The sequence below is a fragment of the Pseudomonas sp. SO81 genome (assembly GCF_030374125.1).
Taxonomy (GTDB): domain Bacteria; phylum Pseudomonadota; class Gammaproteobacteria; order Pseudomonadales; family Pseudomonadaceae; genus Aquipseudomonas.
This window is the reverse complement of sequence record NZ_CP126126.1, coordinates 678,481-697,840: the sequence shown is the minus strand read 5'-3', so window position 1 is coordinate 697,840 and position 19,360 is coordinate 678,481. Positions and strand designations below refer to the sequence as shown.

Annotated in this window: 20 protein-coding genes; 7 read left to right on the top strand and 13 right to left on the bottom strand. The window is 65.7% G+C overall.

What is annotated here, in order from left to right; translation table 11 throughout:
* Window positions 1-42: 42 nt before the first annotated feature.
* Window positions 43-588, top strand: coding sequence for a hypothetical protein (locus OH686_RS03295; RefSeq protein ID WP_289536146.1), 546 nt, complete (start codon window positions 43-45; stop codon window positions 586-588).
* 204 nt (window positions 589-792) lie between these two features.
* Here the strand turns inward: OH686_RS03295 and OH686_RS03290 are convergent, their stop codons facing one another.
* The 4 genes from OH686_RS03290 to metH are packed head-to-tail and all read right to left on the bottom strand — an operon-like array spanning window position 793 to window position 6,332.
* Window positions 793-1,446 carry a potassium channel family protein gene (locus OH686_RS03290; RefSeq protein WP_289536145.1) on the bottom strand — a complete coding sequence of 218 codons (654 nt, stop codon included), beginning with the start codon at window positions 1,444-1,446 and terminating at the stop codon, window positions 793-795.
* A 55-nt stretch (window positions 1,447-1,501) separates the two neighbouring features.
* Window positions 1,502-2,023 (bottom strand): AAA family ATPase, encoded by a 522-nt coding sequence (locus OH686_RS03285; RefSeq protein WP_289536144.1) that lies wholly within the window; start codon window positions 2,021-2,023, stop codon window positions 1,502-1,504.
* A complete protein-coding gene (pnuC, locus tag OH686_RS03280) occupies window positions 2,020-2,583 on the bottom strand; it encodes a nicotinamide riboside transporter PnuC (protein ID WP_289536143.1) in 564 nt (187 codons plus the stop codon). The genes OH686_RS03285 and pnuC overlap by 4 nt, the downstream gene beginning before the upstream one ends.
* Window positions 2,584-2,621: 38 nt before the next feature.
* Window positions 2,622-6,332 carry a methionine synthase gene (gene metH, locus OH686_RS03275; protein ID WP_289536142.1) on the bottom strand — a complete coding sequence of 1,237 codons (3,711 nt, stop codon included), beginning with the start codon at window positions 6,330-6,332 and terminating at the stop codon, window positions 2,622-2,624.
* A gap of 155 nt (window positions 6,333-6,487) precedes the next feature.
* On the opposite strand from metH, the gene OH686_RS03270 reads away from it, so the two are divergent.
* Window positions 6,488-8,764 (top strand): fatty acid cis/trans isomerase, encoded by a 2,277-nt coding sequence (locus tag OH686_RS03270; protein WP_289536141.1) that lies wholly within the window; start codon window positions 6,488-6,490, stop codon window positions 8,762-8,764.
* Window positions 8,765-8,818: 54 nt separating this feature from the next.
* Here OH686_RS03270 and OH686_RS03265 read toward each other — a convergent pair whose 3' ends face one another.
* Window positions 8,819-9,607 (bottom strand): outer membrane protein OmpK, encoded by a 789-nt coding sequence (locus OH686_RS03265; protein ID WP_289536140.1) that lies wholly within the window; start codon window positions 9,605-9,607, stop codon window positions 8,819-8,821.
* Between the two features lie 41 nt (window positions 9,608-9,648).
* Window positions 9,649-10,599 (bottom strand): adenosine deaminase, encoded by a 951-nt coding sequence (locus OH686_RS03260; protein WP_289536139.1) that lies wholly within the window; start codon window positions 10,597-10,599, stop codon window positions 9,649-9,651.
* Between the two features lie 136 nt (window positions 10,600-10,735).
* On the opposite strand from OH686_RS03260, the gene nfuA reads away from it, so the two are divergent.
* Both nfuA and OH686_RS03250 read left to right on the top strand, forming a co-directional pair.
* Window positions 10,736-11,320: a Fe-S biogenesis protein NfuA gene (gene nfuA, locus OH686_RS03255; protein ID WP_137972725.1), complete on the top strand. Its 585-nt coding sequence runs from the start codon at window positions 10,736-10,738 to the stop codon at window positions 11,318-11,320.
* A gap of 127 nt (window positions 11,321-11,447) precedes the next feature.
* Window positions 11,448-11,858, top strand: a complete 411-nt coding sequence (locus tag OH686_RS03250; protein ID WP_289536138.1) for a hypothetical protein — start codon at window positions 11,448-11,450, stop codon at window positions 11,856-11,858.
* An 8-nt stretch (window positions 11,859-11,866) separates the two neighbouring features.
* Here the strand turns inward: OH686_RS03250 and OH686_RS03245 are convergent, their stop codons facing one another.
* The 4 genes from OH686_RS03245 to OH686_RS03230 all read right to left on the bottom strand — a co-directional run bounded on the left by OH686_RS03245 (window position 11,867) and on the right by OH686_RS03230 (window position 14,170).
* Window positions 11,867-12,400, bottom strand: coding sequence for a hypothetical protein (locus OH686_RS03245; protein WP_289536137.1), 534 nt, complete (start codon window positions 12,398-12,400; stop codon window positions 11,867-11,869).
* A complete protein-coding gene (locus tag OH686_RS03240; RefSeq protein WP_289536136.1) occupies window positions 12,401-12,976 on the bottom strand; it encodes a DUF2589 domain-containing protein in 576 nt (191 codons plus the stop codon).
* Window positions 12,977-13,040: 64 nt separating this feature from the next.
* Window positions 13,041-13,706 carry a DUF2589 domain-containing protein gene (locus tag OH686_RS03235; RefSeq protein WP_289536135.1) on the bottom strand — a complete coding sequence of 222 codons (666 nt, stop codon included), beginning with the start codon at window positions 13,704-13,706 and terminating at the stop codon, window positions 13,041-13,043.
* Between the two features lie 80 nt (window positions 13,707-13,786).
* Window positions 13,787-14,170, bottom strand: coding sequence for a Mor transcription activator family protein (locus OH686_RS03230; RefSeq protein ID WP_137972730.1), 384 nt, complete (start codon window positions 14,168-14,170; stop codon window positions 13,787-13,789).
* 165 nt (window positions 14,171-14,335) lie between these two features.
* Here OH686_RS03230 and OH686_RS03225 point away from each other — a divergent pair, with 165 nt between their 5' ends.
* Window positions 14,336-14,887, top strand: a complete 552-nt coding sequence (locus OH686_RS03225; RefSeq protein WP_289536134.1) for a pesticin C-terminus-like muramidase — start codon at window positions 14,336-14,338, stop codon at window positions 14,885-14,887.
* Between the two features lie 40 nt (window positions 14,888-14,927).
* Here the strand turns inward: OH686_RS03225 and OH686_RS03220 are convergent, their stop codons facing one another.
* Window positions 14,928-15,377: a hypothetical protein gene (locus OH686_RS03220; protein WP_289536133.1), complete on the bottom strand. Its 450-nt coding sequence runs from the start codon at window positions 15,375-15,377 to the stop codon at window positions 14,928-14,930.
* A gap of 15 nt (window positions 15,378-15,392) precedes the next feature.
* A complete protein-coding gene (locus OH686_RS03215) occupies window positions 15,393-15,872 on the bottom strand; it encodes a hypothetical protein (protein ID WP_289536132.1) in 480 nt (159 codons plus the stop codon).
* Between the two features lie 277 nt (window positions 15,873-16,149).
* Between OH686_RS03215 and OH686_RS03210 the strand changes: the two genes are divergently transcribed.
* Together OH686_RS03210 and OH686_RS03205 are read left to right on the top strand one after the other, a co-directional pair.
* On the top strand, window positions 16,150-17,151 hold the full coding sequence (locus OH686_RS03210) for a response regulator (RefSeq protein WP_289536131.1): 1,002 nt from the start codon (window positions 16,150-16,152) through the stop codon (window positions 17,149-17,151).
* A 2-nt stretch (window positions 17,152-17,153) separates the two neighbouring features.
* Entirely contained in the window at window positions 17,154-18,110 is a 957-nt protein-coding gene (locus OH686_RS03205; RefSeq protein WP_137972734.1) for a sensor domain-containing diguanylate cyclase, read from the top strand.
* Window positions 18,111-18,182: 72 nt separating this feature from the next.
* Here the strand turns inward: OH686_RS03205 and OH686_RS03200 are convergent, their stop codons facing one another.
* A complete protein-coding gene (locus OH686_RS03200) occupies window positions 18,183-19,358 on the bottom strand; it encodes an MFS transporter (RefSeq protein ID WP_289538800.1) in 1,176 nt (391 codons plus the stop codon).
* Between the last annotated feature and the right edge of the window lie 2 nt (window positions 19,359-19,360).

Here is a 19,360-nt window from a genome sequence, read left to right as displayed (position 1 = left end):
TCTGTGGCTCTTTTCAGTCGTCGTCATTACAGGAGTACGACCATGAACAGGATTTCCCCGCTGGCCCTCGCCCTGACGTTCGCGCTGGGCACGCCGACTGTCTTCGCCGAGGAAGCGGCAAGCGAGACGAGTACCATCAAGGATTCCGCCAAGGCGGCCGTTTCCACGGCGATCACCGCCGGCAAGAACCTGCTGGGCGGCGTGTCCGACGGCGTCACCGAAGGCCGGGTGGATGCCCAGGGCGCCGATGGCTCTATCGTTGTCTCCAACCTGGAGCAGCTCGATGGCCAGGTCAGCGTGCAGTTGCTCAAGATCGAGACCGTCGAAGACGGCAACTTGAGCGCATTGCTGGGCTTCAAGAACACTACCGACAAGCCGCTGCGCCTGATCAACCTGCGCCAGACCGGTGCCTTGCTGGCCATCGACCAGGAAGGCTACTCCAGCGCGCCGCTGCCGGGGCTGCTCAATCCGGACGACGTGACCATCCCGGCGTCGACCGGTGTACGGCAGAAGTTCGTCTTCGAAGGGCCGAGCGCGGAAGTGAAGTCGATTCGCCTGTGGGGCCGCGATTTCGAGGTCAAGAAATAGCCCCATCCGCACGCATGAAAAAGCCCGCATCAGCGGGCTTTTTGATTTCTGAATTGAAGTCTTAGAACCTGTTTAGGAGCTTTTGAGCTAGAGCCAGGCAAGGCGAAATGGGGCGAGGACGCGGAGTTTACGAGTTGTAAATGAGCAGTCCGAGCCCTATTTCAACGCAGCATGGCCGACGATCAAGAGCTCCTAGACAGGTTCTCAGCGCTTGGCCACGGTCATGGCAATAAGCCGCGACACAACCAGCGCCAGGTACATCACCCCGGCGAACTCCTCGATCATCACCAGCGAGCGGGCTACCGGCGTGAGCGGGATGATGTCGCCCAGGCCCACGCCGGAGAGGGTGGTGAAGCTGAGGAACAGCAGTTCCATCCACGTGCGCGCCGCCTCGGGGGCGATGGCCGCGGCGAAGCTGCCCGGCGCCAGCAGCTGGCAGAAGGCGAACAGATGGGCGAAGGCCCAGGCCAGCAGCGTGAAGGTGGCACCGACCGCGTACAGCTCATCGGTGCTGGCGTGCAGGTCGGCGCTCATGTAGGCGATCAGGCTGGCCGCCGCGTAGAAGTAGAACGCCGCCTCCAGGATGGCGATCAGCGCCTCCAGCAGCGTGCTGGGGGCGAACATGTCGAGCAGATTCAGGCCAACCACCAGCAGTGCCAGCAGCCCGGCCACCCAGGTCTGCACCGGGCTGCGCTTGACCACATGCAGCGCCATGCCCAGTACCAGTACGCCGAAGGCGCCAAACAGTGCCCGGCCGATCTGCGTGTCTTCCATCCAGGGATAGAGCAGCACACCGAGCAGTTGCACGAACAGCAGGCCGGCGGAGGGATGGAGGCGGATGTATTTGATGGGCGACATGATCCAGCGCTGATCTCGGAGTGGAAGGGCAGTGTAGGCGGCGCAGCGGCGGGCTTCAGCCGAGCAGTCGATGTACCTGTTCGATGGCCTGGCGCTCGCGCGCAGCCCAGTCGCCGTCGATATCGACCCAGGCGCGCTGGTGCCGCTGCAGCCAGTCGCGGCAGCTTTGGTGGAAGCATAGGCGGTCGGCCAGGTCCGGCTGGCAGCGCTGGCCATCGCTTTCCCATTCGACACCCTGCGGTGACAGCAACAGGTGCAGGTCGTAGTGACGGGCCAGCAGCTCCGGCTCCAGCCAGGCCGGGCAGTCGCCGAACAGGGTGCGGCTCCACAGGATATTGCTGAGCAGGTGGGTGTCGAGGATCAGCAGTTCCGGCGCCTGGGCGCGCGCCGCGTCTTCCCAGGCCAGCTGGCCGCGGGCAATGGCGGGGATGTCCGCCAGGCAGGTATCGCGCCGCTCCTGCTCGATGAAGTGGCGCACGTACTCGCCGACCACCAGGCCGCCGAAGCGCTGCTGCAGGCGCTCGGCGAGAAAGGTCTTGCCGCTCGATTCGGGGCCGGTCAGCACCAGCACTTTCATGGGGCGCTCTTCCAGGCGGTGCGCCATTCGCGCAGGCCGAGCGCGGCCAGGGCGGTGAATACGCCGTACAGGGCGGCGGTCAGCCAGTAGTCCTGGAAGGCGAAGAAGCCGACATAGAGCACGTCGACCACTATCCACAGCACCCAGCACTGCCAGCGCTTGAGCGCCATCCACAGCTGGGCGAGCAGGCTGAAGGCGGTGAGCAGGGCGTCCATCTGGGGATACACGGCCTCGGTGAAGCGATCCATGGCCAGGCCCAGCAGCAGGCCGCCGATCAGCGCCAAGCCCAGGCCGATGGCCACTTCCGTGGTTCCGGTGCTGCTGACGGGCCGCCGGCCGCTGTCATCCACGCCCTGGCGCCACTGCCACCAGCCATACAGCTGCATGGCGGCGAATACGCCGTGCAGCAGTACCAGGGAATACAGGCGAGCATCGAAGAAGAACCAGGCGTAGAGCAGCACCATGACCAGCCCGATGGGCCAGCACAGCATGTTCTGCCGCACGGTCAGCCAGACGGAGGTGATGCCTAGGGCGGCGGCGATGATTTCCAGGGGAGTCATAAATAACCAGAAGGGGCGCCTGAGCGCCCCTTGTTCGATCAGCTGTCGTACCCCAGATTCGGCGCCAACCAGCGTTCGGTCACGGCCAGTTCCTGGCCCTTGCGCTTGGTGTAGCACTCGACCTGATCCTGATCGACCTTGCCCACGGCGAAGTACTGCGCCTCGGGGTGGGCAAAGTACCAGCCGCTGACGGCGGCCGCCGGGAACATGGCGTAGTGCTCGGTGAGGAACACGCCGCTCTTGCCGGCCTTGTTGTAGTCGGCTTCGGGGTCGAGCAGTTTGAACAGGGTGGCCTTCTCGGTGTGGTCCGGGCAGGCCGGGTAGCCGGGAGCGGGGCGGATGCCGACGTACTGCTCCTTGATCAGCGCCTCGTTGTCCAGTTGCTCGTGGGCGTCGTAGCCCCAGTACTGCTTGCGTACACGCTGGTGCAGCCACTCGGCGCAGGCCTCGGCGAGGCGGTCGGCGAGGGCCTTGACCATGATGCTGTTGTAGTCGTCGCCCTTGTCCTGGTAGGCCTTGGCCACTTCCTCGGCACCAATGCCGGCGGTAGTGATAAAGCCGCCCACGTAGTCGGTCTTGCCGCTTTCCTTGGGCGCGACGAAGTCGGCCAGGGACAGGTTCGGCTTGCTGTCCGGCTTGATGGTCTGCTGGCGCAGGTGGTGCAGGGTGGCCAGGGTCTTGCCGTTGTCGCCGTAGACTTCGATGTCGTCGTGGCGCACCTGGTTGGCCGGCCAGAAGCCGAACACGGCGCGGGCCTTGATCAGCTTCTCGTCGATCAGCTTGTTCAGCAGCGCCTGGGCGTCGGTGAACAGGGCGGTCGCCGCCTCGCCGACCACTTCGTCGGTGAGGATGCGCGGGTACTTGCCGGCCAGGTCCCAGGAGATGAAGAACGGCGTCCAGTCGATGTACTCGGCCAGTTCGCGCAGGTCGATGTCGTCCAGCACCTGCACGCCGGTGAAGCTCGGCTTCGGCGGCTGGTAGCCGGCCCAGTCGAACTGCAGCTTGTTGGCCAGGGCCTCGGCGTAAGGCAGGCGCTCGGTGCGCGAGGCACGCGCGGAGGTACGCTCGCGCACCACCACGTACTCGTCGCGGGTCTTCTGCACGAAGTCGGCCTTGAGTTCCTTCGACAGCAACTGGGTGGCCACGCCCACGGCGCGCGAGGCGTCGGTGACGTAGACCACTGCGCCGTTCTGGTACTTGGGCTCGATCTTCACCGCCGTGTGCGCCTTGGAGGTGGTGGCGCCACCGATCATCAGCGGCAGGCTGAAGCCCTGGCGCTGCATCTCGCGGGCGACGTTGACCATCTCGTCCAGCGACGGGGTGATCAGGCCGGACAGGCCGATGATGTCGCACTTCTCGGCAATCGCCGTCTGCAGGATCTTCTCCGCCGGCACCATCACGCCCAGATCGACTATGTCGTAGCCGTTGCAGCCGAGCACCACGCCGACGATGTTCTTGCCGATGTCGTGCACGTCGCCCTTCACGGTGGCCATGAGGATCTTGCCCTTGGCCTCCGGCTTGTCGCCTTTCTCCGCCTCGATGAAGGGGATCAGGTGGGCCACGGCCTGCTTCATCACGCGGGCGGATTTGACCACCTGGGGCAGGAACATCTTGCCGGCGCCGAACAGGTCGCCGACCACGTTCATCCCGCTCATCAGCGGACCTTCGATCACCTCGATGGGGCGCGCGCACTGCTGGCGGCACTCCTCGGTGTCCTCGACGATGAAGGCGGTGATGCCCTTGACCAGCGCGTGTTCCAGGCGCTTGGCCACCGGGTAGCTGCGCCATTCCTCGTCTTCGGCTTCCTTCACCGCGCCGCCGCCACGGTAGTTGTCGGCGATGGCCAGCAGCGCCTCGGTGCTGCCCTCGTGGCGGTTGAGCACCACGTCCTCGACCTTGTCGCGCAGCTCCTTGGGAATCTCGTCGTAGATCTCCAGCTGGCCGGCGTTGACGATGCCCATGGTCAGGCCGTTCTGGATCGCGTGGTAGAGAAAGACCGAATGGATCGCCTCGCGCACCGGGTTGTTGCCGCGGAACGAGAAGGACACGTTGGACACACCGCCGGACGACAGCGCATAGGGCAGCTCGTCACGGATGAAGGCGCAGGCCTCGATAAAGTCCACCGCGTAGTTGTTGTGTTCCTCGATGCCGGTGGCCACGGCGAAGATGTTCGGGTCGAAGATGATGTCTTCCGGCGGGAAGCCGACTTCGTTGACCAGGATGTCGTAAGAACGCTTGCAGATTTCCTTCTTGCGGGCGGCGGTATCGGCCTGGCCGACCTCGTCGAAGGCCATCACCACCACGGCGGCGCCGTAGCGCTTGCACAGCTTGGCGTGGTGCTTGAACTGCTCGACGCCTTCCTTCATGGAGATCGAGTTGACGATGCCCTTGCCCTGGATGCACTTGAGGCCGGCCTCGATCACTTCCCACTTGGAGGAGTCGATCATGATCGGCACGCGGGAGATATCCGGCTCCGACGCAATCAGGTTGAGGAACTTCACCATGGCCGCCTGGGAGTCGAGCATGCCCTCGTCCATGTTGATGTCGATCACCTGGGCGCCGGCTTCCACCTGCTGCAGGGCGACTTCCAGGGCCTCGGCGTAGTTCTCCTCGCGGATCAGCCGGGCGAACTTGGCCGAACCGGTGATGTTGGTGCGCTCGCCGACGTTCACGAACAGCGAGCTGCGGTCGATGGTGAATGGCTCCAGGCCGGACAGGCGGCAGGCCTTGGGGATGTCCGGAATGACGCGCGGCTTGTACTTGGCGACCGCCTCGGCGATCGCCTGGATATGCGGCGGGGTGGTGCCGCAGCAGCCACCGATGATGTTGAGCAGGCCGCTGGCGGCGAACTCCTCGACCACCGCCGCCATCTCCGCCGGGGTCTCGTCGTACTCGCCGAAGGCATTGGGCAGGCCGGCGTTGGGGTGGGCCGAGACGTGGGTGTCGGCCTTGGCCGACAGCTCGGCCAGGTATGGGCGCAGTTCCTTGGCACCGAGGGCGCAGTTCAGGCCGATGGAGATCGGCTGGGCATGGCGCATCGAGTTCCAGAAGGCCTCGGTGGTCTGGCCGGACAGGGTGCGGCCGGAGGCGTCGGTGATGGTGCCGGAGATCATGATCGGCAGCTCTACATTGTCCTCGTCGAACACCTGCTGCACGGCGAAGATCGCCGCCTTGGCGTTGAGGGTGTCGAAGATGGTCTCGATCAGGATCAGGTCGGCGCCGCCCTCGATCAGGCCACGGGTGGCCTCGGTGTAGTTCTCCACCAGCTCGTCGAAGGTGACGTTGCGGAAGCCGGGGTCGTTGACGTCCGGGGAGATCGAGCAGGTACGGCTGGTCGGGCCGAGGACGCCGGCGACGAAGCGCGGGCGATCCGGGGTTTCCAGGGTCTTGGCATCCGCCACCTGGCGGGCGACACGGGCGCCGGCAACGTTCAGCTCGTAGGCCAGGGCCTCCATGCCATAGTCGGCTTGCGAGACCCTCGTGGCGTTGAAGGTGTTGGTTTCCAGGATATCGGCGCCGGCGTCCAGGTAGGCGCGCTCGATCTCGGCGATCACGTCCGGCTTGCTCAGCAGCAGCAGGTCGTTGTTGCCCTTTACGTCGCTCGGCCAGTCGGCGAAGCGCGTGCCGCGGTAATCCGCTTCCTCCAGCTTGTAGCTCTGGATCATGGTGCCCATGCCGCCGTCGAGGATCAGGATGCGTTCTTTCAGGGCTTGCTGAAGGGCCTGGAGGCGGGCGCTGCGGTCGGACATGGAGACTACCTGGGCTGAACGTGTAGAAAGGCCGTGGATGATAGCAAAGCTGCATGGCTCTCAGACGCCCGCACGATCTGCATGAAAATGGCTCATATTGGGCCGTTTCGCTGTCAGGGCCGTACAATGCTCGCTCGCTGCATAAGGACCTTGCCATGCCCCGTCGTTTTCTCGCCCCGTTGGCGCTGCTGTGCGCGCCGCTGTTCGCTGCCGAGCCGGTTTCCTACAGTCGTGACGTCCAGCCGATCCTGACCAACAAGTGCGTGGCCTGCCACGCCTGCTACGACTCGCCCTGCCAGCTCAACCTGGGCAGCGGCGAGGGCGTGCTGCGCGGGGCCAACAAGCTGCCGGTGTACGACGGCGGGCGGACCAAGGCGCAGGCCAGCACACGCCTGTACTTCGACGCTCAGGGCGAGGCGGCCTGGCGCGACAAGGGCTTCCATTCGGTGCTCGATCCGCAGGCCGGCCAGGCCGCGCTGCTGGCGCGCATGCTGGAGCTGGGGCGCAGCAACCCGCTGCAGCCCAATGCCAAGCTGCCGGCCGACCTGGACATTTCCATCGAGCGGGACAACCAGTGCCCGCTGCCCGGCGAGTTCGATGCCTATGCCAAGAAGTTCGCCCATGCCGGCATGCCTTTCGCCGTCGCCGGCCTCAGCGATGCCGAGTACGCCACCCTGCAGCAATGGCTGAAGGAAGGCGCCCCGGTGGAAGAGCAGGCGCTTCAGCCGTCCGCCACCGAGCAGAAGCAGCTGGCCGAGTGGGAAGCCTTCCTCAATGCGCCCGGCGCGCGGGAGAGCCTGGTCAACCGCTGGCTGTTCGAGCACCTGTTCCTCGCCCACCTGTACTTCGAGGGCGGCGAGCCGGGGCATTTCTTCCAGCTGGTGCGCTCGCGCACGCCGAGCGGCCAGCCGATCGACCCCATCGCCACCCGCCGGCCCAACGAGGACCCGGGCGCCCAGGTGTACTACCGCCTGTGGCCGATCCAGGGCGTGATCGTGCACAAGACCCATATCACCTACCCGCTGAGCGCGAAAAAGCTGGAGCGGGTGCGCGAGCTGTTCTACGCCAGCGACTGGACGGTGGACGCCGTGCCCGGCTATGGCGCCCAGCGCCGCGCCAACCCGTTCGAGACCTTCGCCGCGATTCCGCCCCAGGCGCGCTACCAGTTCATGCTGGATAACGCCGAGTACTTCGTGCGCACCTTCATCCGTGGCCCGGTGTGCCGCGGACAGATCGCCACCGACGTGATCCGCGACAACTTCTGGGCGCTGTTCCAGGACCCGCAGCACGACCTCTACATCACCGATGCCGAGTACCGCGCCCAGGCCACGCCGCTGCTGGCCATGCCCGGCCAGTTCGACGAGATCGGCGACCTGCTCGGCCTGTGGAAGGCCTACCGCGACAAGCGCAACGAGTACGAAGACCTGCGTCGCGGTGCCTATGCCGATGCGCCGGTGCCGGGCTGGTCGACCATCTGGGCCGGCAACGACAACGCCTTGCTGTCGATCTACCGCCACCATGACAGCGCCATGGTGCGCAAGGGCCTGATCGGCGAGGTTCCGCAGACCCTGTGGCTGATGGACTACCCGCTGTTCGAGCGCACCTACTACCAGCTGGTGGTCAACTTCGACGTGTTCGGCAATGTCGCCCACCAGGCGCAGACCCGCCTGTACTTCGACCTGATCCGCAACGGCGCCGAGCTGAACTTCCTCCGCCTGTTGCCGCCGGAGTCGCGCCAGGTCTACCTGGACGACTGGTACCAGGACGGCGGCAAGCTGAAGATGTGGCTGGATTACACCGCTGCCGATCTGGACACCGCCACCGGCATCAATCTGCCGGGGCAGGGGGCCAAGGGCGCCTTCGCCCAGGCGCTGCTGGCGCGCTACGCCGACCTCAATGCGCGGCCCGACCCGCTGAACCGCTGCGAGGCTGCCGACTGCCATCGCCCGGGCCTGTCGGCCGAGCTGGAGGATGCCGAACAGGCCCTGAGCCGCCTGCCCGGGCGCCCGGCCGGCGGCCTCAAGGTGATCGACCAGCTGCCCGAGGCGACTCTGCTACGGGTCGAGCTGGCCGACGGCAAGCGCGAGGTGTACAGCCTGCTGCGCAACCGTGCGCACAGCAACGTGGCCTTCATGACCGGCGAATCGCTGCGCTACCAGCCGGGGCTGGACACCCTGACGGTGTATCCAGGCGTACTGACCAGCTACCCGAACTTCATGTTCAGCCTGCCGGCGAGCGAGGTGCCGGCGTTCGTCGGTGCCCTGGAGCAGGCGCGCGACCCGGCGGCGTTCGACAAGCTGGTGCAGCGCTGGGGCATTCGCCGCAGCCATCCGCAGTTCTGGCAGTACTTCCACGACCTGTCGGCCTATATCCGCGAGACCGAGCCGGTGGAGGCAGGCGTGCTGGACATGAACCGCTACCAGAACCTCTGAGCCGGATGAAAAAAGCCCGCCGATTGGCGGGCTTTCTGTTTCAGGTGCGCGTGCTCAGAAGTGGCCCTTCAGCAGCAGGCTGATGGCGCTCTGGTCGGTACCGCCGAGGATCTCGTCGCCGACATAGCCGTCATCGTCGATGCTGTATTTGTCGCTCCAGTAGTCGTACTCGACGCCCACGTAGAAACGCTTGCCCCAGCCCATGGCCTTGGCCATGTCGTACTTGATCTGTGGGTTGAAGTGCAGGTTGGCGTGGTAGCTGTCGTCGTTGTCCACCACCCAGTCCATGAAACCGTCGATCACCAGATCGGAGTCGCCCACGGCCACGGTGTAGCTCCAGGCCGGGGTGATCTGCCACACGCCGCTGCCGTCGCGCTGGCCGTCGGTCTCGCGGTAGTAGGTGTTGAGCTGGAAGAAGTCGAAGCCGGGTACGTTCAGGTCGACGGCCGGACCGAGCAGGTAGGAATCGACATCGTCCTCGCCGAACTCGTAGGTGGCCGCCAGCAGCACGTCCTTGATCGGGCCGAACGACAGGTCGCTGCCGCTGAGCTTGCCGAACGACAGGCGCGGGCTGATCTCGCCGTAGAAGCTGTGGCCGTCGCCGGCGCCGTTGGTGGCCTCGGTGTTGTACTTGATGCCGTCGACGAAGATGAACAGGTCACCGAAGCTCCAGCCGCTGGCGTGCTCGAAGGTCAGGGTCTGCTGCCGGGGCGGGTCGACCTTGAAGTCGATGCCGTTGAGGTAGGTCAGGCTGTTGTCCTGCCATTGCAGCAGGTCGGCGGCCATGGCCTGGCCGCTGAGAAGGGTGACGGCCAGGCTCAGGCCGGTGGCGAAACGGGACATCTACAACTCCGAATCTTGACTGGGTAGGCGAAAAAAGCGCGCTACTTTACCAGCCTGGCCTCGAGGCTGTTGCTGGCCAGACGGGCGGCCTGCTCGCGGGTCATGCCCAGGTCGCGCTCCAGGGCGGCAAAGTTCTCGCCGACATAGCCGCCGAAGTAGGCCGGGTCGTCGGAGTTCACCGTCACCTTCACGCCGCGCTCGAGCATGGCCAGGATGTTGTGCTGGGCCATGTTGTCGAACACGCAGAGCTTGATGTTGGACAGCGGGCAGACGGTCAGCGGGATCTGCTCGTCGATGATGCGCTGCATCAGGCGTTCGTCCTCGATGGCGCGCACGCCGTGGTCGATACGCTCGATCTTGAGCAGATCTAGCGCCTCCCAGATGTACTCGGGCGGGCCTTCCTCGCCGGCGTGGGCCACGGTGAGCAGGCCTTCGCTGCGGGCCTTGGCGAACACCCGCTCGAACAGGCGCGGCGGGAAGCCCATCTCCGAGCTGTCCAGACCGACGGCGACGAAGGCGTCGCGGAACGGCATGGCCTGTTCCAGGGTCTTGAACGCCTCCTCCTCGGACAGGTGGCGCAGGAAGCTGAGGATCAGGCCGTGGCTGATGCCGAGCTGCTTCTCGCCATCGACCAGCGCCTGCCGGATGCCGTGCAGTACCACTTCGAAGGGGATGCCGCGGTCGGTGTGGGTCTGCGGGTCGAAAAACGGCTCGGTGTGGATCACCCCCTGTTCCTTGCACTTGAGCAGGTAGGCCCAGGTCAGGTCGTAGAAGTCCTGCTCGGTACGCAGGACATTGGCGCCCTGGTAATAGAGGTCGAGGAATTCCTGGAGGTTGTTGAAGGCGTAGGCGGCGCGCAGGCTGTCCACGTCGGCCCAGGGCAGGGCGATCCTGTTGCGCTCGGCGAGGGCGAACAGCAGCTCGGGCTCCAGCGAGCCTTCCAGGTGCAGGTGCAGTTCGGCCTTGGGCAGGGCGGTGATCCAGTCGGTCATGGTGGGGCTAACTCAGGGAAATCGAGTGTGCATTCTAGCGGAGTCGGTGCTGGGAATTATTCCTACTAAATTACTAGGACTTTATCCCTGCCAGTCGATTGGCGTACACTGGCCCCATGTTTTGCGAGGAGTTGCCATGAGCGCCATCATCATTACCGACGCGGCCCACGATTATCTGTCCGATCTGCTGAAGAAGCAGAACACCACCGGCATCGGCATTCGTGTGTTCATCACCCAGCCCGGCACGCCCTACGCGGAAACCTGCATCGCCTACTGCAAGCCGGGTGAGCAGAAGGCCGAAGACACCGCTCTGGCGCTGAAGGAATTCACCGCCTGGATCGACGCCGTCAGCGAACCCTTCCTGGAAGACGCCGTGGTCGACTACGCCACCGACCGCATGGGCGGCCAGCTGACCATCAAGGCGCCGAACGCCAAGGTGCCGATGGTCAACGAGGACAGCCCGGTCACCGAGCGCATCAACTACTACCTGCAGACCGAGATCAACCCGGGCCTGGCCAGCCACGGCGGCCAGGTGAGCCTGGTCGACGTGGTCGAGGAAGGCATCGCCGTGCTGCGTTTCGGCGGCGGCTGCCAGGGCTGTGGTCAGGCCGACTTCACCCTCAAGGAAGGCATCGAGAAGACCCTGCTGGAGCGCATTCCCGAGCTCAAGGGCGTGCGCGACGTGACCGACCACAGCAACCGCGAGAACGCCTACTACTGAGTGTTCCTCGCTGCTGAAAAAAGGCGCCTGCGGGCGCCTTTTTTGTTGCCTGGGAAATCGCTCCCGCTGCTGTGCCGCGCGGCATCGGGCAAGGCTGGTGCTCCCTCATATTGCAAGGAGCAACACCATGGGCAAGAGCATCATCGTGCACACCAGCGACCACGGCTGGCTGGATCAGGCCGTGCGTCTGCATCTGATCTACGGCGGTGTGCAGATCGAGGATGACGCCGATGTCGGCGTCGGTCCCCACGATCTGGAGCAGCTGGTGGCGCTGATCCACCAGCACCACGGCCATGCCGCCACCCGCCTGCGCACCGTGCTGGGTGTCGGCGTCGGCCTGTGCCTGTCGGCCATGGGCCTGTGGATGATTCACGCGGCAGTGGCCGATCCCGGCGAGACCAAGGAACTCTGGGTGCTGCTGGCCGGCGGGGTGTTCATGGCCTTCTTCGGTGGCCTCGGGGTGTTCTACGCCCTCGGTCAGCGCTGGCGCATCAGTGCCAGCAGTGGCGACCGCAACATGACCCTGGGCTCCGACTGAGCGATGCGTCAGCGCCGCGATTCTTCGCCCGCGGCGCTGTCCTCGATCAGATCCTGCAGCAGGATCAGCAGGCCGGCGCACATCAGGAACAGGCCCCAGTTGAACGAGGCGGTCTGCACATGGCGCAGCAGGCTCATCCACTCCTCGTGCTGCGGCGGTATCCACACCACCGGCAGCATGAAGCCGAGCAGCGCCACCAGGGCGAAGGACATCAGGCGGATAAAGGGTTGCGGCGGGGCCTGCTGGTTGACGCCGTAGACCACCGTGGCCACCACCAGGATGCTGGCCGAGGCGGACAGCACCAGGTCCGCCCGGCTATGCAGCACGTCGAACAGTACGGCCTCGAACTCGCGTCCCGGCGATGCGCCGTGCTGCAGCGCCAGCAGCGCACCGAACAGCTGCACCAGCGCGCCGCCGAGCCAGGGCGCGCGCAACAGCGGGTAGCGGCGCAGCAGCGTCGGCGCCAGCATGGCGCGGTGCCAGAACAACAGCCAGCACAGGGTCGCCAGGCCGTACAGCAGGCCAGCCAGTACGGCGAACATTCAGCTGGCCGGCGCCTCGCCGCCGCTCGGCGCCGGTGCCGGATTCGGTATCGCCGCGGGTTCGGGCTGGGTGCGTATCGGGCTGATCAGGTTGGTGTACTCCTCCAGCAGGCGATTGACCGCTTCCGGCGGCTCGCAGGCCTTGAACACCATGCTGATGGCGATCTCGTCCGGGTCGCGCTGCTGGCCCTTGCGCTTCTCCTGGCCGAAGGTGACGAAGAAGCGCTCGCTCTGCAGCTCGCCGTTCTGCAGTTTGTCGCGGGCCTTCTCCAGCTCGGTGCCCTGCATCTTCACCGACAGGTCGACCTTCATGCCTGCCAGCGCCAGGCCGCGCGGGGCAACCAGGGTGATCAGCGGGATATTGAGGATATGGCCGTCATCCAGGGCCACCTCGACCATCTTGGCCTTCATCGGCGTGCCCAGGTCGTTGGGGTCGTAGTCGAAGAACTGGTCGAACAGCTTGATGTACTGCTGGGCGATCACCTGGTGGGTGGCGGCTGCCGCCTGGTGCAGGCCACGGGTGATGTGGCTCAGGTCGCTGGCGGTCATGGGTTCCTTCTTGGAAAACAGCGCCATCGTGGGGCTCCTTGCTTATGCGGGGTGAGGTGACCCCGCCTCGCGGCGGGGTCGGTTGCGCTGCTTACTTGCCGTCTTTCTTGGCGGCGGCGTCCGCCTGGGCCTTGGCCGGGTCGGGCACCAGGCCGTCGGTGGGCAGGGCGTCCTTGCTGGCGGCCTGGGTGTTGGGCAGCATCACCGGCTTGGTGGCCGCGTCGGTGAGGAAGTCGATCACCCGCATCAGGGCTTCCGGCGGATCCTGGCGCGCGATCTTGGTGTGGATCGCATAGCGCGCGCGGGTGTCGGTCTTGCGGGTCTGGGTCGACTTGTGGCTCACCGAGCCCTTCACCGTGACGCTGAACGGGCCCCAGCCCAGCTTGGCCTCGAAGCTGCCCTGGCCAGCGGTCTCGCTGGTGTCCTCGGCCATCTGGTTGATGGTCAGCTCGAAGTCGATGGTGCCTTCCTCGACGGTGATGTTCGGGTGACTGATGGCAGCCAGCAGCGGGATGCGCATCTTTTTGGTCACCGTGCCCTGGTACACCCCGTTCTCATCGACCAACGTCTCGTCATAGTCGAACTGTACGGATACCGCCTTGCCGTCCTGAATACACACGCTCATCAGGAAGTCGGCGTACGCCTTACTGGCTTGGACCTGGGCCGTGATCATCGCCTGCAGCGGACCGGAGATCATTCGGTCGAGGGGCAGGGCATTGATAACTGAGCCGATCAGGCCGGTATCTATCTGGGACATGTGTCAATCTCCTTATAATTTGCGCGAAATGCGCAATTCCAGGCTATGACTGCGTTGGCCTCGAATTCAGTGGGAACTACTTACCGGTGTGTCTCGTGTTCCTGGCGCCGGATGTTGCCGATCTGGCGCAGGCTGAGGCCGTACTTGTCGGCCAGGGCGCTGCGCGAGAGGCCATCGCAGCTTTCCTGGAAGATCTGCTGGTTGCGGATCTGGCGGCTGAAGTGATCGGCCTTGGGCACCTCGATGGACAGGCCGGCGTAACGCTGGATCAGGGCGGAAAGGGCTTCCGGGGGAAGGATCAGGGTGAGGGTCGAGCGCGCGGGGTACTTGGGGATGTATTTGGGTCGTCCACCGAAACAGCAGGTCAGCCGGTAGGCGTTCTCCAGGCCGACGCATTCGATCAGTTCTTGCAGCGAGTGTGGCAGTTGCCTGACATCGACCTGCTTGAGGTCATTTTCGTCCATGGTCGTGCTCCTTGTTGGTCTTGTGGACTTACAAGGATGCTAGGGATGCTCTGGCCTGGGGTTTAATGGGGAAATTTGTCCCCTGATTGGTCAGGAAATTGTTCAAGCTGATGTTTCGCCGGAGCGGGTGATGGACTGCGGTTCCCTCAACCAAGGAGAACCACCATGTCCCGCTATGCCATCGACTTCAGTTTCATCGCCCGCCTCGAAGGCGGCCCGGCCACGCGCGGCTACGTGCCGGACGCCGCCAACAGCCGCAGTGGAGTAACCATCGCCACCGGTTTCGATCTCGGCCAGCGCCATCTGGCGGACCTGCAGAGGCTGGGCCTGGAAGCCGGGCTGGTGCAGCGCCTGAGCCCCTATCTGGGGCTGATCGGCCAGCAGGCGGCGGCCTGCCTGGCGCGCCAGCCACTGACGGTCAGCGCGGCCGAGGCCGAGGCCATCGACGAGGCCTTCAAGCTGCCCTTCGTCGACCGCCTGTCAGCCGCCTTCACCAAGGCCGGCGGTGGCGATTTCGCCGCACTGCCGGGCGCGGCGCAGACGGTGATCGCCTCGGTGGCCTTCCAGTACGGCGACCTGGCCTCGCGCACGCCGAACTTCTGGCGGCAGGTGGTGGCCCACGACTGGTCCACCACCTGCGCCAACCTGGCCAACTTCGGCGATCGCTACCCGACCCGGCGCAAGCAGGAGGCGCAGCTGCTCGGCAGCCTGTTGTGAGATGGGCTACGGGGCGCGGCCGCGGCCGCGCCCCGGGCTTTCAGCGGCAAGGGTAGGTGAGCAGCAGGCTGGCGCCGAACAGCTGCTCGGGCTGTGGCTCGTCCGGCACGCTGCGCCAGTCCACGCGCAGGCAGATCGCGGTGAGGTTCTGCGCGCCTTCCACGCCCGTGACTTGGGGAGCGAAGTCGCGCCGGTACAGGGCCAGGGTCGGTTGCTCGGGTGTGACGCTGTCGGCCTGGCTCAGGGTCTCGCGCACTCTGTCGGGGATGCTGGTCATGGGCAGGGTGAAGCGTGCCTGTGTGCCATCGGTGCGGAAGTAGCCGGCATCGCGGCTGCGTTTCCACAGCTGCTGCCAATGGCTGTTGCCGGCGGTGTCGGCCAGGGTGGCGGAGAGTTCGCGCAGGCGCCGCTCGGGCAGCTGCCCGGTCTGCAGGGCCTGGGCGCTGGTGACGGACAGGGCGAGGGCACAGCATAGGGTGCGAATGAGCATGGTGGACTCCTTGTCTCAGGGCAGCAGGGTGGAATGGCGCAGGTTGCCGGGGTAGGCCTTGTCCCGCAGTTGCAGCGCCAGGATGTTGTCGATGGCGCCGATATCCAGCCGGTCCAGCTGCTCGCGCATCGCCTGGCTCAGGTGGCTCAGGTACGCCACCCGCCCGGCCAGATGGCAGTAGGCCTGGCCGAGCTCGTGGGCCAGCACCAATGCCGGGGCGCTGTCGGTCTGCTCGGCACCGCCGTATGCGCTGCCCAGGTTCCACAGCAGGCGCCCTGCGCCATTGGGCTCGCTGCTGCGCGGCGGGCGCCAGCCCTCCCGGCTACGATCGCCTGGGCCGGCGGTGACTTCGATGTGCAGCAGCTGGGGTACGGTCATCAGTTCGTTGAACACGAAGGTGGCGAAGCGGGATTGGCGCAGGTACTGGCTGGCATTGCGAAAGGCATCCTCCGCGATGCTCTGCTCCAGCTTCCTGCCGGTGACGATGATGGTCATCGGTGACTCCTGAAAGTGGGCGCCCGGGATTGGGGCAGGAGCCATGGTTTCAGCCGTGCCGGTGAGGCTTCAGAGGGAAAGGCTTCAGGCCAAGCGTGCGCGCCTTCGCAAATGGCGACATAGACTGCCGGTGATGGCACATTGATATGGCTTTTGTCGGTGAAAGGTGCTTCCTTATCCGCCCTTTTGCTGCCGCTTCGTCGTGACTCGCAGTGGCAACAGTGCTAACAAGAAGGCTGGTAGTACCGATCCGGCCCATGCGTTACGAGGATTGCCGATGGCGACCATTTCCCTGCTGGTCTGCGATGACTCCGCCATGGCGCGCAAGCAGTTGCTGCGCGCCCTGCCCGCGGAGTGGCCCGTGCAGATCAGCCAGGCCACCAACGGGGCGGAGGCCCTGGAGCGGATTCGCCAGGGCGGTATCGACCTGCTGTTGCTCGACCTGACCATGCCGGTGCTGGACGGCTACGGCGTGCTCGCCGGCCTGCGCGACGAGGGCCTGCAGTGCAAGGTCATCGTGGTCTCCGGTGACGTGCAGGACGAGGCCGTGCGCCGTGTCACCGAGCTGGGCGCGCTGGCCTTCCTGAAGAAGCCGGCCGAGCCCGAGCTGGTGCGCGAGACCCTGCAGCGCCTCGGCCTGTTCGACGAGGCCGTCACCGCAGCGCCGCGCGATCCGAGCGAGCTGGGCGAGCCGTCGGTGAACTTCCGCGATGCCTTCCGCGAGGTGATCAACGTCGCCATGGGCCGCGCCGCCGCGCTGCTGGCGCGGGTGCTGGGCGTGTTCGTGCAGCTGCCGCTGCCCAACGTCAACATCCTCGAGGTCGGCGAGCTGCACATGGCACTGGCCGATGCGCAGAGCGACCAACGCCTCACCGCCGTGTGCCAGGGCTATATCGGCGGCGGCATCTCCGGCGAGGCGCTGCTGATCTTCCATGACTCGGAAGTGGGGGACATGGCCAAGCTGCTGCACCGCAGCGCCATCGAAAGCTCCTCCATGGAGATGCTGCTGGACATGTCCAGCGTGCTGATCGGCGCCTGCCTCAGCGGCATCGCCGAGCAGATCAACATCAAGTTCTCCCAGGGCCACCCGCAGATCCTCGGCCAGCATGCGCCGATCGACGAGCTGATCCGCCTCAATCAGCAGCGCTGGCGCAAGACCCTGGCGGTGGAATTCAGCTACAGCATCGAGGGGCACGATATCCACTTCGACCTGATGCTGCTGTTCACCGAGGACTCGGTGCCGCTGCTGACCAAAAAACTCGCCTACATGATGGGTTGAACATGGCCGAGAACATCGATCTCAACGAGTTCCACTGGCTGCTGACGATAGTGCAGAGCATCGACGTGGGCGTGGTGGTGCTGGACCGCGAATTCCGCGTCGAGGTGTGGAACAGCTTCATGGAGAACCGCTCCGGGCGCACCCCGGAAGAGGTGCTGCGGAGGTCCTTCTTCGAGTTGTTCCCCGAGGTGGAGCAGGAATGGTTCCGCCACAAGGTGGACAGCGTCGCCACCCTCGGCACCCCGGCCTTCACCATCTGGGAGCAGCGGCCCTACCTGGTGCGGTTCAAGAACTACCAGCCCATCACCGGGCAGGAAGATTTCATGTACCAGAACACCACCATCCTGCCGCTGCAGGCCACCAACAGCCGCATCGAGCACATCTGCCTGATCATCTACGACGTCACCGACGTGGCGGTGAACAAGCACCAGCTGCAGTCGGCCAACAGCCAGCTCAAGCACCTGTCGCGCACCGACCGGCTCACCGGGCTGAACAACCGGGGTTACTGGGAAGAGGAGCTGCGCCGCGAGTATTCGCGCCATCGCCGCTACGGCAGTATGGCGGCGCTGGTGATCTTCGATATCGATCACTTCAAGAAGATCAACGACACCTATGGCCACCCGGCCGGCGACAAGGTGATCCAGTTCGTCGCCGAGGTGGTGCGCGAGGCCATCCGCGATACGGATGTCGCCGGGCGCTATGGCGGTGAGGAGTTCGTGGTGCTGCTGCCGGATGTCGACAAGGTCAGCGCCCGGCTGTTCGCCGAGCGTCTGCGTCAGCTGGTGGAGGCGCTGGTGGTCGAGGCCGATGGTCAGGAAATCCGCTTCACCATCAGCCTCGGCGTGGCGGACCTGGGGCAGCCCAGTCAGGACCACCAGCAGCTGATCGAGTGGGCCGACCGCGCCCTCTACCAGTCCAAGCACGGCGGGCGCAATCAGGTCTCGGTGCACGGCGGCTAGGGCCAGCTCCTCTGTTGGGTGTGGCTCTATGTAAGGTGTATTCGCCGCAGGCAGTACACCGCCGAGTCCAGCCTAAGAACTCGCCGCTTCTTCCGTGCGCCGCGCTCCGCCGACCAGGGCCAGCAGCGCCACCGCCAGCAGACCGAGCATCGCCAGGTTCACCGGACTCCAGCCCAGGCCACTGATCAGCGCGCCCGAGGCGAACGACGCGGCCGCTGCCACGCTGCCATTGCCCAGCTCCATCAGCCCTTGGGCCTGGCCGCGCTCATCGGCGGAGTGGCCCTGGCCGAGCAGGGTGGTGCCGGCCACCAGCATCAGGTTCCAGCCCATGCCGAGCAGCAGGGACGAGACCAGGAAATGTCCCTGCAGCTCGCCGCTCAGGGCAATGGCGGCGCTGGCGGTCAGCAGCACGATGCCCAGCAGGGCCACGCGTTTGCACCCTAGGCGATCCACCAGCGGGCCGGCGACGAAGGCCGGCAGGAACATGCCGACCATGTGCCAGCGAATCACCTCGGCACCGGCCTCCAGCGGCAAACCACAGAAGCTCATGGCCAGCGGCGTGGCGTTCATCACCAGGACCATCAGACCGTTGCCGATGGCGGTGATGAGCATGGCGCTGCGCACGATTGGTCGAGCCAGCAGCCCACGCATGGCAGCCAGGCCACGGCTGGCAGGTGGCGGCAGCGCGCCCTGGCGCAGACCGGCAAGCAGAGCGATGGCCAGGGTGGCGAGCAGCGCGACCAGCAGGTAGGCGCCGACGAAGGGCCGCTCCAGGGCATCGCGGGCCCACAGGGTCAGCGTCGGCGCCAGCAGCGCGGCGCACAGGCCGCCGCCGATCACCCAGGCGGCGGCGCGGCCCTTGTGCGCGTCGTCCACCGCCTCCAGGGCGGCGAAGCGGTAGTACATGGCCGAGGCCTGGTACACGCCGATGGGCAGGGCGCCCAGGCAGAACAGCCAGAAGTCCGCCAGCCACACGCCCAGCGTGCTGAGCAGGCCGCCGAGCACACCGGCGCCGGCGCCGAGCAACAGCCCCGCGCGGCGCCCGCGGCGCTGCATGAAGGCCGATAACGGCTGGGTCGCCAGCAGATAGCCGAGCACCAGCAGCGCCAGGGGCAGGGTGGCCAGGCCGTTGAGCGGCGCCAGCTGCAGGCCGACCAGCGAGGTCAGGGTGATGCCGATCATCGCGCAGCTCCAGAACAGGGCCTGGGCGATGAACAGACGCAGCAGCGTGGGGTTGCGCAGGAGCAGCA